The organism is Natronomonas gomsonensis (genome assembly GCF_024300825.1).
Taxonomy (GTDB): Archaea; Halobacteriota; Halobacteria; order Halobacteriales; family Haloarculaceae; genus Natronomonas; species Natronomonas gomsonensis.
In genome coordinates, this window is sequence record NZ_CP101323.1 from 2,734,533 (window position 1) to 2,749,722 (window position 15,190).

Sequence of the window (15,190 nt, forward strand, 5' to 3'; positions counted from 1 at the left end):
GGCCCGATGTTCGACGGACTGAAGGACAAACTCGGCCGCTTCAAAGACGACGTCGAAGAGGAGGCCGAGGACGGAGAGGCCGACGCCGCCGAAGAAGCGGCTGCTGAGGCCGACCCGGACACCGAGACAGCCGAGACGCCGGACGTCGTGGGTAATTCCGACGCCGAGAGCGACTCGGCGGAAGCCGACGACGACGGCCCTGGACTGGCGAAGAAGGCGGCGCTGGCGGCGACCGGCAAGACCATCATCACCGAGGAGGAGCTCGAAGAACCCCTCGAACAACTGGAACTGGAACTCCTACAGGGCGACGTCGAGATGAGCGTCGCCAGCGAAATCACCGACCGCATCCGCGAGCAGTTGGTCGGAGAGACTCGCAAACAGGTCGAATCCGGCGAGCAGGTCGTCGAGCGAGCCATCGCCGACGCACTGCGCGAGGTCATCGGCGTCGGCCAGTTCGACTTCGAGGGTCGCATCGCCGAGACGGAGAAACCGGTCGTCATCGTCTTCACCGGCGTCAACGGCGTCGGCAAGACGACCACCATCGCCAAACTCTCCGAATGGCTCGAAGAGCGCGGCCTCTCGTCGGTGATGGCCAACGGCGACACCTACCGCGCCGGGGCCAACGAGCAGATTCGCGAGCACGCCGAGAACCTCGACCGAAAGCTCATTTCCCACGAACAGGGCGGGGACCCGGCGGCGGTCATCTACGACGCCGTCGAGTACGCCGAAGCCCACGACATCGACGTGGTGTTGGGCGATACCGCCGGTCGGCTGCACACCTCCAACGACCTGATGGCGCAACTGGAGAAAATCGACCGCGTCGTCGACCCCGACATGACGCTGTTCGTCGACGAAGCGGTCGCCGGGCAGGACGCGACAAACCGCGCCCGGGAGTTCAACGACGCCGCAGAAATCGACGGTGCGGTGCTCACGAAAGCCGACGCGGACTCACAGGGCGGTGCCGCGATCTCCATCGCGCACGTCACCGGGAAGCCGATTCTCTTCCTCGGGACCGGCCAGGGATACGGGGACCTCGAACGGTTCGACCCGGACGTCATCGTCGACCGACTGCTCCGCGAAGAGTAGTCAGGCTGCGGCGTCCTCGTAGGGCACTTCTAGCAGCCTGTCGCCACAGTTCTCACAGCCGACGGCGACGACGGTATGGGAGCGACAGCAGGATTCGACGGTTTCGGTGTCGGCGGTGACGATGCCGCCGCAATTCGGACAGGTTTCGACGAACACCCGGAGACCGCTGAGCAACTGGCTTCGCGCCCGGGAATCGAGGCGGTCCCATTCGACCCACTCGGGGAGTTCCGTCGCCGCCGCGAGGTCCGCCAACAGCGCCGACCGCGACTCCCACTGGCCGATTCGAGTCGTCTCGTTGCGAGCGAGGTAGGCGTCGCCGTGTGATTCGAAGGTGACTTCGCTGGCGTCGAGCCCCAGCTGTTCGGCGAGCTCGACTCGGAGCGCGTCGTCGTCGGCCATCGCGTCGATGTGGCGCCGCCACGCTCGCTCGAAGTCGTCCGTCAAACAGAGGTCCTCGTCCTCGCAGGGCTCGACGACGCCCGATTCGAGCAGCACCGTCTCGGGGTCGAAATCCGCGGCCGATATCGGCTCGCGGTCGGGCGTCGGCGCCTTGTCGAACTTCGCCAGCAGCCACTCCGGGAAGTACCGCTTGGTCAACTCCGGCGTTCCGGGAACGAGATACCCGCGAAGCCAGATGCTTCCGACGGCGACGACGGCGAAGACTAGGGCTGCGGGCGGCACCAACACCGCGAGCGCCGCCGTCACCACCGCAGCGATGAGGAGGTTCGTCGTCGTACACGGCAGACAGCGGTTCTCGCCAGTGTACTCCGGACGACGGACTCGGTCGAGTACTCCCTGAGACATGGGCGGAGATTCGTCCCGGACGGCAAAAGGATGCCGCACGGAACCGACGATTCTATATCGCAAATAGCGGTTTATTATTCGATTCCGGGCGTCACTCCTCGTCAGGGACGCCTTCGCCGCTGCGGCCCGCTCCGCCGGCAAATCGGTCGGCTCCGGCCTCGGCCACGTCGAGCGCACGCGACCCGTGCCAGCCTTCGGCCGCCAACCCCTGTTCCAGCGTCGACCCGAGGCCGTCGTAAACCGCCTCCCGGTCGGTTCGGAGCGTCTCTTGTGGAAATCCGGCGACGGTCTCGCCCAACTCGACGGCGGCATCGAGCGCTGTCCCCTCCTCGACGAGTCGATTGACCAGTCCCCACTCCATAGCGGTCTCGGGGTCGACCTCCCGACCGGTGATTATCATGTCCAGAGCCCGCCCCAATCCGATGACGTGCGGGAGCCGTTGTGTACCGCCGTCGACTAACGGGACGCCGAAGCGACGCTCGAAACATCCGAAAACGGCGGATGAACTCGCAATACGGAGGTCACACCACAGCGCCATCTCCAGTCCGCCGGCGACGCAGTGGCCCTCGATGGCCGCGATGGTCGGCTTCGAGACGCGCGTCCGCGTGAACCCGAGCCAGCCCTCCGGTCGGTCCTCCAAATCCATCGCCTTGAGGTCCGCCCCCGCGGAGAACGTCCCTTCGCTGCCGGTCAACACGCCGACGAGGGCGTCGTCGTCCCCATCGAAGCGCTCCCACGCGTCGCCGAGGGCTTCAGCGGTTTCGTTGTCGATGGCGTTACGCCGCCCGGGTCGGTCGACCGTGACGACGGCGACCGGTCCCTCGAGTTCGTAATGGACTGCCATAGCCCACGGAGCGGCGGGAGTATAAAAAGAGTGGCGTCAGTTGTCTCCAATAAACTGTATGTCGGGATATCGAATCGGTACTCGTTGGTTCGACCCACGCATCTATACGCCCCCCACTCGAAGGGGTCGGCGTGTCAACCGTTCGTCCGCTCGCAGTCGTTTTCCTCGTCTGTGCGGTCGTCCTCGCCGGGTGTTCGGGTGCGCCCGTCTCCGTCGAGGATGATTCGACACCGACGCCGGAGTCCGGTACCGTCTCGACCAACGGAACCGTCGCCGTCCACAACATCAACGTCGGCCAGTCGGTGAGTACGCTCGTCGTCGGACCGACCGGCGAGACGATACTCATCGACACCGGCCACTACAACGACGACGGTGAGTACGTCATCGACTACCTCCAGCGACAGGATATCGATCGCATCGACTATCTCGTTACGTCGCACAACGACGCCGACCACATCGGTGGCAACGCGGCCGTCATCGAGCACTTCGAGACCGAAGCCGACGGCGTCGGCGCGGTGTACGACCCCGGCATCGCCGCGAGTACCGCCACCTACGGGGAGTATCTCGACGCCATCGAGCGTCACGACGTGACGCTGTACGAGACGCGGGCCGGCGATTCGATTCCGTTCGACGGCGTCGAAACCGAGGTGCTCGGCCCGCCCGAACCTTACGTCGACGGCGAGGACCGAAACGAGAACAGCATCGTTCTCCGACTCTCCTACGGTTCGACGAGTTTCCTCTACACCGGTGACGCCGAAGGGGACGCCGAGCGACGACTCGTCGAGGAGTACGGTTCGGGGCTGGACTCGACGGTGTACAAAGCCGGCCACCACGGGAGCAGCAGTTCCAGCAGCGAGACGCTTCTCGACGCTGTCGACCCGAAGGCCGCTGTCGTTTCGAGCGCGTACGACTCCCAGTACGGGCATCCACACGACGAGGTGCTTGAGGCGTTCTCCGAGCGGTCGATTCCGACCTACTGGACGGCGACTCACGGCAACGTCGTCTTCGTCACCAACGGCGAGGGCGTCTCCGTTCGAACACAGGCCGAGGCCCCGACGGACCCGCTGTCGATTCGAGACGCGGCGCCGGTCGCTCCCGGAACCACGACGCCGGTCGAAGAGCGCGCTCGAATCGGTGCTGCGCCGTCGGCAACGTCGACGCCGACCGAGACGGCGCGGGCCGACGGCGGCACCGAAACCGAGGGTGAACTGGTCGTCGAGACGATTCACGCCGACGCCGACGGCGACGACCGTGAGAACCTCAACGACGAGTACGTAACCTTCCGCAACGTCGGGGACGGCCCGCTCGATTTGGGCGGCTGGACGCTTCGAGACGAGGCCGACAAAACGTACACGTTCCCCCAACTGACGCTTTCGGCCGGCGAGACCGTCACCGTCTACACCGGAAGCGGCACCGACACCGACACCGAACTGTACTGGGGGGCCGACGGCCCGGTCTGGAACAACGCTGGCGACACCGTAATCGTGACGAACGCGGCGGGCGAACGTGTCCTCACGGAGTCCTATTCATGATTTCAGACGGGCGCTACGTCGCGGTGGTCGACCGCATCGAAGACGGGGTCGCCGCGGTGATACCCGAGGTCGACGGCGTCGGTGAGGAACTCCTCGTCGACCCCGAGGCGTTACCGGAGCGGGCCCGCCATGCCGACGCAGTCCTCGATGTCGTGGTCGCCGACGGTGAACTCAGCGAAGCGACGTACGACGCCGAGGAAACGGAACGGCGAAAGGAGACGGCACAGAGCCGATTCGACAAACTCTCGAAACGACCACCGAAAGACGAGGAAGACGACGAGGAGTAACGTCTTGCTCCGACGGACGAAACGCTACCCGTGGGCTTCGTCTAGTGGGTCCTCCAACTCGCCCATGACGGCTTCGAGGGCGTCGGTGGCGGTCATCAGACCGACGACTTCGCCGTCCCGTAACACCAAGGCGAGTTCCTGGCCTTCGGCCTGAAACTGGTCGAAGGCGTCGCTGATGCTCGTGTCGGCAGCGAGGGTCATCGGCGGCGCGGCGATGTCCTCGAAGGTAACTTCCCCGGCCTGCAGGCGCTCGATGTTGTTCAGAATCGACGGCGCGTAGACGATGCCGCGGAAGTCGGTGGGCTCCTCGCCGACGAGCGGGAATCGGGTGTGTGGCGTCTCCCGGATGCGCTCGAGGTTCGTCTCGATGGTGTCCGTCGTCGATAGGGCGATGACGTCCGTCGGGTCGACCATGATGTCGCTGATTGGGAGTTCGTCCACCGCCAGAGCGTTGAGGACCTCCTCGCGGCGCTCGTCGTTGAGGTTGCCCTCGTCCAGCAGGCTATCGATGCGGTTTCGGAGGTCCGCACGGCTCTCGAGGACGTCCTCTTCGGTCTCCAGCCACGCGCCGGTCATCTCGATGCCGAACAGTTTCAGCGTCGCCTTCGCCACCCAGTCTCCGAGGGTGATTATCGGCGAAATCAGTGCGTTGAACCAGTACAGCGGCGTCGCGCCGTATCGACACACGAACCGCGAGCGCTCGACGCCGAGATACGTCGGCGTCTGTTCGCCGTGGGTGAGATGGACGAGATTGATGATACCGAAGGCGATGATGGCGCCAGCGCCGACGGAGGCCAGCGCCGTGTTCGCGAAGTACGGTTCGAACAGCGCCGCCAGCGCCGGCTCGGCGACGATACCCACCGCGATACTGGAGGCGGTAATGCCGACCTGACAGGTGGTCAGATATATCTCCAGGTTCTGTGTCATCTCCCAGGCACGCTCGAGTGCGGCCGTTTCGCCGATGAATTCTCCTCTGGTGAACTGCCGTGCTCGTGTCAGCGCGAACTCGATGGCGACGAAGAAGCCGTTGGCGAGGATGAGCAACACGCCAGCGACTAATCGGAACGATATCTCCAGTGGAGTCATTCACGGGCGATTATCCCCAGGAAACTGAAATATCCTCTGGCTCTCGGCGACGCCGTCACTCCAACTGCTCGCCGACGATGCGGTCGGCGTGCTCGATGAAGGTTTCCTCGGTGCCGGCCGGAATCGTCGCCCCGGCGGCCACGTCGTGACCTCCGCCGTCGCCGCCCGCTTTCTGACTCGCCTCTTTCATCACGACCGAGAGGTCCAGTCCCTCGCTCACGAGCGACCCGGTTCCGCGGCCCGACACTTTCGTCTCCTCGTCGTTCTTGCGAGCGAAGGCGATGATGGGTCGGTTCCGCGAGACGCCGTCGGCGCCCATCGACATCCCGGCGATGATGCCGACGATGGTCTCTCGAATCTCGTCGCCGGCATCGAACCACTGCAGGTTGTCTTCCTGCTCGACACCCCGCTGTTCGACCCACTCGATGCCCTCCGAGAGGTTCCGGCGGTGGTTTCGCAGGAGTTCTCGGGCGCGTTCGAGGGCCTCACCTCGGTCGCCGAGACACACGGCTAACCCTACGTCGGCGCGTTCGTACCGTGCGGTGGCGTTGAGCAGCGTCGAGAACTCGCTCGCGTCTCGGAGTTCCGTTCCGACCGCCTCCTCACGAAGGATGTAGGTCGTTCCGACGAGGCGGTCGATTTTGAAGGCGGGAACGCCACGCTTGACGGCGTGTTGGACGAGTGCGCTGGCGACCGACTGGCGTTCGTCGTCGGTGAGGTCGACCCACCGCTTCCAGTTTCCGTCCTCGCGGCACGCCACGTCCAAATCGGAGAGAAACGAGACGGCGCCGCGTTCGTCGTTCGTGATGCCCGGAATCCGTACGTCGGAGGCGTATTCGAGCAGTTTCGGTAGTGGCCGGGTCTGTTTCCCGTAGACGGCGAGGTCCTTCGTCTCTTCCAGCACCCCCGCCTCGACGCCGTCGGCGACGATGGCGGCGTTGGCACCATGGAGTGCACCGCTTTTGGCTTGCATGTCCCCGACGGCACCGACGACCGCCAGTGCCGCGAGGTCACGGTTGTCGTGTGCGTCGCTCTCGGCTGCGAGTGCGCGCGCGAGGACGTACGCCGCGCCGGCCCCGGACATCTCCGAGGCGCCGTCGATACCCTCCAACAGCGGGTTGAGGTGGTACTCCGTCTCGGCGTCTGCGGGCTGGTGGTGGTCGGCGATGACCGGCGTAAAATCGCCCGCGGCCTCGTGTTCGGCGATGATGTCGAGTTGGCCGCTGCCGAAGTCGGTGAACAACACGGTGTCGTACCCGTGTTCGGCGATGCCGGCTATCGACTCGGCGTCGAGTTGCTTTTCGAACACCGTCTCGAAGGGAAGCGACGCGCGTTCCAGCGCCGTCGACGCGACGCCGGCGCTGGTCAGTCCGTCGGCGTCGATGTGGGAGGCCAACAGCACGCGGTCGGCGTCGAGCAGGCGTTCGGCACACGCCGCGGCGGTGGTCGCTAACTCCGGGACGGGTGCGTCGGCAGCCATCTACGGATTCGTACTGCGCTCTCGGGTTTAAACCTCCGGACCGACCCGTGTGAGGACCGCCTCTGCCAGCGCCTCGAATTCTGCGACGGTCGGGACCACATCGACGGTGATACCCGCGTTCTCGGCCGTTTCGCGGGTCGGTTCGCCGATGGCGCCGACGACGGCGTCGTTCAACCCTTCGATGGCGTCGGCTCGGACGCCCCGTTCGGCGGCGGCCTCGAGGAAGTGCTCTACCGTGAGCGAGGAGGTGAAACAGGCGCCGTCGAGTCGGCCCTCCGCTGCAGCGACCGCCGATTTACCGGCTTCCGGTGGCCGACGGAGACGGTACAACACCGTCTCGTGGACGTACGCGCCCGCGGCTTCGAGGCCGTCGGTGAGCACCGGCGACCCGTGGTCCGAGCGGGCGACCTCGATTCGGGCGCCGGGGGCGTCGGTTCGGAGTTCCTCGACGAGTCCCGACGAGGAGTACTCCCCGGGGATGCGGTCGACACCGTATCCGGCCTGCTCCAGCGCCTTGGCGGTCGCAGAGCCGATGGCGACGATTTCGCCGGCCGGCTCCCACCCGGCGTCGGCGGTCAGTTCGACGCCGGTCTTGCTCGTCAGCACGGTAAACGCCGCATCGTCCCGCGGCGTCTCGCCGGTCGGTTCGACGGTCAACATCGGGTCCGAAAGCGGCTCACCGCCGAGCGAGCGGACGATTTCGGCCGCTTCGGCCGCTCGCTCGTCGTCAGGTCGGAAGAACGCGACCGTCTCAGACATCGCTCACTCGGCCTCCTGTCGTCCTGTCAGTTCGCATTTGATATCGTATCATGTGGTTTATTGAGTGTTCTCTCTCGAGTCGGGTTCGTTCTCCAGAAACGCCAGTACACGCTCTCTCGTCGCCGCGACGCCGCCGATGACGGTAATCGCCGGCGGTTCGATATCGGCGTCGTCGCGAACGTCGACAATCGTTTCCAGCGTGCCGACGGCGACTCGCTGGTCGGGCCAGGTCGCCCGCTCGACCAGTGCGACCGGCGTTTCCGGGTCCATACCGGCCGCCAGCAGTTCGTCGGTGTACAGCGGGAGTTTCCCGACGCCCATCAGAACGACGAGCGTGCCGCCGGTCTCTGCCAGCGCGGTCCAGTCGATTGCGGACTCGTCTTTCGTGGGGTCCTCGTGGCCGGTGACGAACGACACCGATGACGTGTGTTCGCGGTGGGTCACGGGGATGCCGGCGACGCCGGCCCCGGCGATGGCGCTCGTCACGCCGGGAACGTACTCGAAGGGAATCTCGTTTTCGGCCAGATGTTCGGCTTCCTCGCCGCCGCGGCCGAAGACGAAGGGGTCGCCGCCCTTGAGTCGGACGACGGTCTTTCCCTCCTCGGCGAGTTCGACCAACCGCTTGTTCGTGTACTCCTGTGGCGTCCACTCGCCGCCGGCGCGTTTTCCCACGTCCTCGCGCTTCTCCGCCGGAATCGACGACAGTATCTCGGGGCCGGGGAGTTTGTCGTGAAGCACCACGTCGGCCTCGTCGATGAGCCGTCGGGCTTTCACCGTCAGGAGTTCGGGGTCGCCGGGGCCGCTGCCGACGAGGTACACTTTCCCGGTCACGTCTCCCTCCTGGCGCGTTCGATGAGTTCGGCCGCACCTTCCTCGGCTAACCCCTCGGCGAACTCCCGGGCGGCTTCGGGGTGGGTTTCGACCGGCAAATCGCGCGTGGCCGATATTTCCTCGGTGCCGTCCTGTGAGAGCACCCGGACCTTCGCGTGGACGTACTCCCCTTGGATGACCGCGTGAATGCCGACTGGAGCGACACAGCCGCCGCCCAGTGTCCCCAAAATCGTCCGCTCGACGGTGGTTTCGACACGTGTCCGCGGGTGGTCGAGTTCGTGATTAATCGTCTGTGCAATCTCGCCGTCGCGGGCGGTGACCGCGAGGGCACCCTGTCCCGGTGCCGGAACGAAGGATGCTCCGAGGCGTTCGTGGTCGACGGAATCGAGCAAGTCGCTGCGTTCGAGGCCGGCTTCCGCGAGGACGATGGCGTCGAATCGCGTCTCGACCTCTCGGCCGAGCGCCTGCCGTTCGAACTCCGTGAGGTCGTCGAACCACTCCTCGGCGGTGCGGTCGTAGGAGGTGTCCGACTCCTCGGTATCGGCGTCCATCCGCCGTTCGTGTTCGGTCTGCAATTCCGGTGCGAGTAACTTCTGAACCCGGGTGTCGACGTTACCGCGAAGCGGCTGTACGTCGAGGTCCGGACGCTCGGCCAACAGTTGGGCTTTCCGCCGCAGACTCGACGTGCCGACCGTCGAGCCGCTCGGCAGGTCCTTGAGGGTCGCCCCGTCGGACGTCAACAGGAGGTCGACGGGCGAGGCTCGCTCGGGAACGCCCGCGACGACCAACTCCTCGGGGAACTCGGTCGGCATGTCCTTCATCGAGTGTACCGCGGCGTCTACGGTACCGTCGATGACCTTCTCATCGAGGCTGCGGACGAACGCACCCGTCTTGCCGAGTCGGTGAATCAGCTCATCGCGCAGTTCGTCACCCGTCGTGGATACCTCGACCAACTCCACGTCGCGTCTGCGGTTCTGCAGGCGCTGGGCCACCGCCTGGGCCTGTCGCAACGCGAGGTCCGACCCCCGTGTCGCCAGCCGAATCGTCTCAGTCATACCCGAACCTCCGTCGCGGCGGTTGAAACGCCCTTCGGCTTCTCCGGACGTGATTTCGTGTGCCGGGACGGCCGCCGATTTCTCGACGATAAACCGCTTCTCGATATACGAAATCGGGTGTGCGGTCGACCCACAGGTTCGGAAGGTAGATACCTACAAATCAAAATACCCTTGACAAATGTACAGGACTACGCAATCGACAACCCTCGATAGCGTGGCACTGTCTAGTTAAGCCAGTTTGAGAAGCGAGCAGGATCGCTTCGCGACTGCACCGGTGGTCGGCTACGCTGCCGCGATCGCCGGCATCACCGCCGCCTGCGCCATTCTCTGGCACCCCTCTGGCCGTCTATTGGGAAACGCGGGCGCGATTCTCTTCTTTCTGAGGGATCGTTTGTCGAGAGGTCGGTAATCAACAGATTTTCGGCTCAAAAGTCCTGTTTAGCCAAGCCAGATCGGCCGCCTAACCGTTGTATTATCTACATTGTGGTACGTGACATGGATGTCAACGGTTACAGGGCCAGCTGTCTGCGGTCCACGGCCCGTATATGTAATCCTGTATTCGTGAACGAATCCATCAGTGCCAATATAGGCATACAGTTCCGCGTTTTCAATCGTCTCGAACTCGGTGATTGAAGCAATATTCTTTTGATGGAAGTCAGTCGACTGCACTAAGAATACGTCCTGACTCTCTCGTTCAACCTGACTGTTAACCGTGGTTTGGAATGAATCAAAAACTAGGTACAGGCGATCTCGCTTCGAAGAAACTCCACCATAGTCCGGAGCGGTTCCAGTGATGTTCTCGATGGTTGTCTCTTCTGTTGTCGTCCGGGCGACCCACGTTTGAGTGCCATTCGAATAACTCTCGGTTCGAAGCGATTGGTTAGCTGCTGGCCGTGTTTGAGTGATAACTGAATAGAAGACCGAGTGATTTGACGCGACTTTCGTAGTCGTGTTTGTGGCACCCACACGAGTTCCGTTTTCGTCAGACCGAATCTCTGTCCGGTTAAATGTATATGACGAGTTGTCAAGTATATCCGCGTGGGCCCTTGCTAGCTCATCGGGATCTTCTACCCCCGCACTATCTAACCCGGGCGCAGCCGTCGATTGTCCGTTTGGCGACTCAAACACTGTACATCCAGATAGCGCTAAACAGACACACAGGATGAGGATCACTTGATGGGATTCCATAGATGGGTCAGGTGAACCGATTGGCACGTTATCTTCTAAATAAATAATATTTGGTCAAATAATTCAGTCATCAGGGCACTGGCAAATTGCGCTGCAGGTACAAGAGCCAGTTGAGCAGTTATCTGTATGCCCCAAATCGTAGCAGGTATAGCTACCATCTCCATCTGGACAACATTCGTACTCGTGGAGCTTACAGCTGTAAGAACCATCAACCGGGTGACAACAAGCCCCAATGACACAACCGCTCGAAGCTGTCACTTCGGAATCATCACCACCGTAACTAGTGGCGCTTCCTTCAGGTTCAAACACTTTCCGTTCTCCTGAATCGTCCTTCGGATTGTAAACGGCGTATCGCCGGTTCGAATCGGGGAGGAGGATAATATTCAGGGTGGCGTCTGGCAAATCTTTTTTGATTTGAATAAGCTCTCTTCTCCCTCTTTCGCCATCTAATAGGACAGCACAAAGCCCATAATCACAGTCATTTTCAAACAGCGAATATACAGACTCGGCTTTAATGCCAATGTCCTGAAATTCTGGACCGGAAATGACCTCGTAACTGTGGAGGAGTTCAAGAAGATCTCCAGCTTCTTTATCCACGTATTTAATCACATCATCTACTGTGGAATATTGCTCGCTCTCTTCTGCTATTAATTGCTCTTCGTCGTCTTTTGATAACGCGGCTCCAGTTTGGGTTAGAGCCAACCCGCTTGCTGTTCCTGCTCCTAATGTTCTGAGCAGTTGTCGACGCTGTACATCAGCCGTGTCGTCGCTGGCACTATCTTGTGCCATGCAAAACAAATGGGGGCCAGAAGGGATTAATAATATCTTCTAGGTAGTTTAAAAATATAGTTTCAGAAGTTGATTTTTGATTTTCATAACAAATAAATGAAATGTATAAGAAATTCGAGGGTTAACTCCGAGGCTGATACATACCAAGTCTTCAAATCCAATCCTGAGGTACTGATACGGCAAGAAATCGGCTATAGTAGCGTAGCCAACACCAATACCCATCCCCACGCAACGGTGCTCGTCAAAATCACTAATATACGGACATATAATGGAAATTTATCATCAATAGTGTCTGAAGGACCATTTTCAGCGAAGCGAGACCCAGAACGGAATAGCAATTCGTTTAGTGGGCTCGCTGCTCTCATTTTCCGGCCCCACCCGGCCACTATCGCCCAGAGCACTGACATCACGATTGTAAGACCAAAAATGATATTTCCGAACACGACCCCGGACACTTCACTCACTACATAGACCCCGGTGAGGCAGATTGCGGGGACAATCAAGCCAAACACCGGTATCCCGAAACGGACATCCCCTATGGATTTGACCGCCATTGAATCACCTTCATAAAGAATTTACAGCGCAACAATAAAAAACCACCACTTGACAACCCGTGTTAAATCACAGTGAGTGGTGATTCGGTTTCTTTACCCAGAACTTCACCTGAAACTGAGTAGGACGATTCAATATGTACAGACCGCAGCCATTACGATAACTACAATTAAGATTCGATATAATCAGCGAACTAATGATTACTTTTTTATATTTAATTTTGGTATGAAAAGACATGGGTAAACAAACTCCCCGCGATCTTAACAGATTGAACGAACACAAACTGACCCGCCGCCGGGTAATGAAGGCCGCAGCTGCCGCCGGGATGTCATCCGCAGCAGTGTTGACGATGACGCCCGATGATGTGAAAGCCGCTGATTCCGATCAAGTAACGATCCCGTTCGACACAGAGGGCGAAGAGAAGAAACAGATTGCAGCTGATGTCCTTGACTGGTACTACCGTGCCCGTGATGCAACGGATAAAATCAAAGAAGCCCACTTCGGCAAAGATGGAGTCCATCGGGTCGCCACTCGCGGCGGAGGTCAACTGACAATGCTCATGTACACGTGATTCTAAACAACGAGAAAGGAGAGGCCGACGAACGACGGGGCGAACTCCCTGAAGAAAGAAACGGAGTTCGAGTTGAGGTCGATACTACGGATACCGTAGAAACAAACGACCATTGTAACCCAAAGTGCTGGACCGACAAAGACAATTTCCCTGGTGGGCAAATAATAAGAACAATACAAGAAAATGGCGAAGGGACAATTTCGCCGCAACACTACCAAGGCGATCTTGAATGGTTCGGATGGACAACTGCCGCACACATCCTTCAGGATTGCTACACCGGCCAAAGCATGGAACACACAGCCTGTAGCACTCCCAAGGGTGTCGGTGAGGTGACAAAGATAGACAAGAAACGGGACATCGCCTGGATAACGCCCAATCAAGACGTGAGCCAAAGTCCGATGAACTACCATCCCGAACACACAGAGAGCGTAGAAATCCTCGGTACCATCACCGAAGAGGGTTTTGTCACTATCAACCAAGAAAACCAGCCACTGTTCATCTACGGAATATCAAGCTGTAAATCCTCGATGAACCTCCAAGAGTGGAACGGAACCCACCAGAAAGGCGACTACTGTGTCTCCGAAAGAGTTGACCAGATGTATAGCGGACACGAAGTAGTTGGCGGAACCGAGAAAGGCGACAGTGGCGCCCTCTACACAGTTGAAGACCCAGGCGTAGACGGGAATTTCTACGCAATGGGAAGCCACAGCGGGGCCGATGTTTTTGGATTTAATACATACAATTACGGGGCGCAGGGCTTCTCCATCGAGAACATCTATGACCGCCGGTGGGACAACTAATCTTAGGGAGTGGAACTATCAACCAACACAATTGTCAAGAAAAAGATTATGAAAGGTATGAAAACCGTCTTACCAGATAAAGTATCAGGTCAGGTGTCACTAGATGGAGTGGTCTATGTTCTGGCCGCTGTAACAACCGCGATCGGGATGTGGCTCGCACTCCACAAGTTCCTCCCGAAACCACCAGCAACAGAGGCTATTATGTGGGTAGGCGGCACTATTATCGCGCCATCGACAGCCATCCTAATCGGGTATAGGAACGGGCCGTTCAGTGCAGGTGCTCTCCTCGGCGGCCTCCCAGTTATCGGCATAATGTTTGGTGGGTTCTTTCGAGGCTTTACGATCCGGGGCATTGAGAGCGCTATCGCCGCCGCATTCGTCCCTGCCAGCATTAGCCTCCCCGTCAGCGGTGGGCTCTATGTTCTCGGTATCGCCCTCCGACGCGACGGCACCTTCACCCGGCGCAGACGAGACCTCGCGATACGTATGGCCGTCGCCATCAGCATCGGAATCACTCTCGGATTGATGGCTCAACTAGGTATCGTAGAGGTACTTGGCGACCAGTGATCGTGCCACAACAGTGCGAACCAAGTGACTCAAATTCTATTACATGATTGACCGGGTTGACGGAAGAGAATATCCCGAAGCTGGGCGTGCGTTCTCTCTAGAAACCGTCTTCGAAAGAGACACGCTTGTTAAGACGATCGAGGCTTGTCTTAGCCCCCTCTGACTTATCTGGTTTGACAGGGATTCACGAAAACGGTGGCACCCTGCGATGCTGCTGTACACACGGAAGATCCCCACTCGTTGACTACCTCGAGTACCCAACGTACCCAACAGTATAATTTGACCTGCTAAACACTCATTACACAGACGTACTCAACGCGAGTTTCATTCCATTGGGATAAAGAAACCGTAATACCAACTACTGATATGCCGTCTTCAGATTGTTTTATCGACATCAGTCAGTTTCTCGTCGGCCCGGTCAAGAAACGCCGTATATTTCGACTCAATCCGATCCTGAAGCGCCGCTCGCTCCGCAACCAACTCGTCAAGATCCCGACGCCCCAACCACTCCCCAAGCCACTCATACTCGTCTGTCAGTTTGTACACCTTCCGCTTCTCTCTACGTTCCTCTCGCTCGATGTACTGAATTTCCTCTTCCAGCATTCCCAGTTTGACACCCTCCTCCAACCGTGAGGTAAGCGTCGCCGAACTCACATCAACCAGCTCTTTCAAATCACTGAATCGTTTCGGAGCCTCACGCAGCTCGAGTAACAGTTCCATCACTCCCTTCTTTCTGAGATATTTCGTCCGAGCAACATTCTCTGAAGACCCCTCCGTGCCAGATCCAGTGCTTTCAATCATTACTTCAACTTGAACTTGAGTTCACCATAACATTAAAACTCCCGCACCCAATACTTGAACTCAACTTTAGATTAAAGCCAACTCTAACATATCTCTCTCCGACTCACGACCCTTCCTAAACCCATCCACTCTCCCATGATCTGTCGTCACCCACGCCG

15 protein-coding genes are annotated in these 15,190 nt (G+C 59.8%); 6 read left to right on the plus strand and 9 right to left on the minus strand.

The genetic code is table 11. The features are described from left to right. The first annotated feature begins 6 nt into the window (after positions 1-6). Entirely contained in the window at positions 7-1,086 is a 1,080-nt protein-coding gene (ftsY, locus tag NMP98_RS14600) for a signal recognition particle-docking protein FtsY (protein WP_254858599.1), read from the plus strand. On the opposite strand, the gene NMP98_RS14605 is transcribed toward ftsY, so the two are convergent. Next, positions 1,087-1,890, minus strand: a complete 804-nt coding sequence (locus NMP98_RS14605; RefSeq protein ID WP_254858600.1) for a DUF8054 domain-containing protein — start codon at positions 1,888-1,890, stop codon at positions 1,087-1,089. 91 nt (positions 1,891-1,981) lie between these two features. Further along, positions 1,982-2,734 carry a crotonase/enoyl-CoA hydratase family protein gene (locus tag NMP98_RS14610; RefSeq protein ID WP_254858601.1) on the minus strand — a complete coding sequence of 251 codons (753 nt, stop codon included), beginning with the start codon at positions 2,732-2,734 and terminating at the stop codon, positions 1,982-1,984. 131 nt (positions 2,735-2,865) lie between these two features. Between NMP98_RS14610 and NMP98_RS14615 the strand changes: the two genes are divergently transcribed. Then, on the plus strand, positions 2,866-4,266 hold the full coding sequence (locus NMP98_RS14615) for an MBL fold metallo-hydrolase (protein ID WP_254858602.1): 1,401 nt from the start codon (positions 2,866-2,868) through the stop codon (positions 4,264-4,266). Beyond that, complete coding sequence (locus NMP98_RS14620) at positions 4,263-4,553, plus strand: DUF3006 domain-containing protein (RefSeq protein ID WP_254858603.1); 291 nt, start codon at positions 4,263-4,265, stop codon at positions 4,551-4,553. Before NMP98_RS14615 ends, NMP98_RS14620 begins: the two co-directional genes overlap by 4 nt. A 24-nt stretch (positions 4,554-4,577) precedes the next feature. Here the strand turns inward: NMP98_RS14620 and NMP98_RS14625 are convergent, their stop codons facing one another. The 6 genes from NMP98_RS14625 to NMP98_RS14650 form a co-directional block, all read right to left on the minus strand. Next, positions 4,578-5,639, minus strand: coding sequence for a CNNM domain-containing protein (locus tag NMP98_RS14625; protein ID WP_254858604.1), 1,062 nt, complete (start codon positions 5,637-5,639; stop codon positions 4,578-4,580). Between the two features lie 55 nt (positions 5,640-5,694). Beyond that, positions 5,695-7,119 (minus strand): RecJ family nuclease, encoded by a 1,425-nt coding sequence (gene recJ / locus NMP98_RS14630; RefSeq protein WP_254858605.1) that lies wholly within the window; start codon positions 7,117-7,119, stop codon positions 5,695-5,697. A gap of 27 nt (positions 7,120-7,146) precedes the next feature. Continuing rightward, positions 7,147-7,878 carry a uroporphyrinogen-III synthase gene (locus NMP98_RS14635; protein ID WP_254858606.1) on the minus strand — a complete coding sequence of 244 codons (732 nt, stop codon included), beginning with the start codon at positions 7,876-7,878 and terminating at the stop codon, positions 7,147-7,149. A gap of 57 nt (positions 7,879-7,935) precedes the next feature. Then, entirely contained in the window at positions 7,936-8,709 is a 774-nt protein-coding gene (cobA, locus tag NMP98_RS14640; protein ID WP_254858607.1) for a uroporphyrinogen-III C-methyltransferase, read from the minus strand. Further along, a complete protein-coding gene (hemC, locus tag NMP98_RS14645) occupies positions 8,706-9,764 on the minus strand; it encodes a hydroxymethylbilane synthase (protein WP_254858608.1) in 1,059 nt (352 codons plus the stop codon). Before hemC ends, cobA begins: the two co-directional genes overlap by 4 nt. 1,251 nt (positions 9,765-11,015) lie before the next feature. Further along, positions 11,016-11,741 carry an LbetaH domain-containing protein gene (locus NMP98_RS14650; protein ID WP_254858609.1) on the minus strand — a complete coding sequence of 242 codons (726 nt, stop codon included), beginning with the start codon at positions 11,739-11,741 and terminating at the stop codon, positions 11,016-11,018. A 787-nt stretch (positions 11,742-12,528) separates the two neighbouring features. On the opposite strand from NMP98_RS14650, the gene NMP98_RS14655 reads away from it, so the two are divergent. From NMP98_RS14655 to NMP98_RS14665, 3 genes are read left to right on the plus strand one after another with little or no spacing between them, the layout of a single operon-like run. Beyond that, positions 12,529-12,864 (plus strand): twin-arginine translocation signal domain-containing protein, encoded by a 336-nt coding sequence (locus NMP98_RS14655; RefSeq protein WP_254858610.1) that lies wholly within the window; start codon positions 12,529-12,531, stop codon positions 12,862-12,864. Further along, positions 12,861-13,664, plus strand: a complete 804-nt coding sequence (locus tag NMP98_RS14660; RefSeq protein WP_254858611.1) for a hypothetical protein — start codon at positions 12,861-12,863, stop codon at positions 13,662-13,664. The genes NMP98_RS14655 and NMP98_RS14660 overlap by 4 nt, the downstream gene beginning before the upstream one ends. 9 nt (positions 13,665-13,673) lie before the next feature. Beyond that, complete coding sequence (locus NMP98_RS14665; RefSeq protein WP_254858612.1) at positions 13,674-14,231, plus strand: hypothetical protein; 558 nt, start codon at positions 13,674-13,676, stop codon at positions 14,229-14,231. 375 nt (positions 14,232-14,606) lie between these two features. On the opposite strand, the gene NMP98_RS14670 is transcribed toward NMP98_RS14665, so the two are convergent. Further along, on the minus strand, positions 14,607-15,032 hold the full coding sequence (locus NMP98_RS14670) for a hypothetical protein (RefSeq protein ID WP_254858613.1): 426 nt from the start codon (positions 15,030-15,032) through the stop codon (positions 14,607-14,609). Positions 15,033-15,190: the final 158 nt, after the last annotated feature.

What these genes read in the sequence shown, in the direction of transcription:
- NMP98_RS14620 (WP_254858603.1), top strand. Translation starts at nt 4,263, where the DNA reads ATGATTTCAGACGGGCGCTACGTCGCGGTGGTCGACCGCATCGAAGAC.
- NMP98_RS14670 (WP_254858613.1), bottom strand. Translation starts at nt 15,032, where the DNA reads ATGATTGAAAGCACTGGATCTGGCACGGAGGGGTCTTCAGAGAATGTT.
- hemC (WP_254858608.1), bottom strand. Translation starts at nt 9,764, where the DNA reads ATGACTGAGACGATTCGGCTGGCGACACGGGGGTCGGACCTCGCGTTG.
- ftsY (WP_254858599.1), top strand. Translation starts at nt 7, where the DNA reads ATGTTCGACGGACTGAAGGACAAACTCGGCCGCTTCAAAGACGACGTC.
- NMP98_RS14655 (WP_254858610.1), top strand. Translation starts at nt 12,529, where the DNA reads ATGGGTAAACAAACTCCCCGCGATCTTAACAGATTGAACGAACACAAA.
- NMP98_RS14625 (WP_254858604.1), bottom strand. Translation starts at nt 5,639, where the DNA reads ATGACTCCACTGGAGATATCGTTCCGATTAGTCGCTGGCGTGTTGCTC.
- recJ (WP_254858605.1), bottom strand. Translation starts at nt 7,119, where the DNA reads ATGGCTGCCGACGCACCCGTCCCGGAGTTAGCGACCACCGCCGCGGCG.
- NMP98_RS14635 (WP_254858606.1), bottom strand. Translation starts at nt 7,878, where the DNA reads ATGTCTGAGACGGTCGCGTTCTTCCGACCTGACGACGAGCGAGCGGCC.
- NMP98_RS14650 (WP_254858609.1), bottom strand. Translation starts at nt 11,741, where the DNA reads ATGGCACAAGATAGTGCCAGCGACGACACGGCTGATGTACAGCGTCGA.
- NMP98_RS14610 (WP_254858601.1), bottom strand. Translation starts at nt 2,734, where the DNA reads ATGGCAGTCCATTACGAACTCGAGGGACCGGTCGCCGTCGTCACGGTC.
- NMP98_RS14605 (WP_254858600.1), bottom strand. Translation starts at nt 1,890, where the DNA reads ATGTCTCAGGGAGTACTCGACCGAGTCCGTCGTCCGGAGTACACTGGC.